This window comes from Vibrio sp. 10N.222.49.C9 (assembly GCF_041474985.1).
In the GTDB taxonomy this organism is placed as follows: domain Bacteria; phylum Pseudomonadota; class Gammaproteobacteria; order Enterobacterales; family Vibrionaceae; genus Vibrio; species Vibrio crassostreae_C.
This window is the reverse complement of the sequence record NZ_JBFRVD010000342.1, coordinates 1-489: the sequence shown is the minus strand read 5'-3', so window position 1 is coordinate 489 and position 489 is coordinate 1. Positions and strand designations below refer to the sequence as shown.

Genomic DNA, 489 nt, shown 5'->3' with positions numbered 1-489 from the left:
AGCCATAGAGGTGTGCCTAGTAAGTTTTAACGGTCATGCATCAAGCTTTTGACTGAGTTTTCAGTCTGACAGAGTTCTTGGGAAGCAATTTTAATTTCAATGATTTAGACTTAGGTTCAAGTTTAGGAAACTCAAAAGCCTTTGAAGGCTTATTTTTTCACATCCGGCACATTAATAAAACATGACAAGATACGGACTTCGCGCACGCGTAATAACATTGACTCTCGCCCCAACACTCATCGTTGGGATGTTGTTGAGCGTGTTCTTTACTTCAAATCGATACAACGACCTTGAAGCGCAATTGATCACCGCCGGTACCAACATTGTGGAACCTCTGGCGATTGCCAGTGAATTCGCCATGTTACAGCAAAATCGCGAAGCGGTGAGAAGGCTGATCAGTTACAGTCATCGCAAGCGCTCAGATGTGGTGCGAAGTATCGCAGTATTCGATGCCAATCACGAACTATTTGTTACCTCAAACTTTCATCC

Annotated in this window: 1 pseudogene; it reads left to right on the top strand. The window is 43.6% G+C overall.

Annotated elements, in window-relative coordinates:
* Positions 1 to 181: 181 nt before the first annotated feature.
* Positions 182 to 489, top strand: a pseudogene (locus tag AB4585_RS23435) (two-component sensor histidine kinase BarA); the annotation flags it as partial.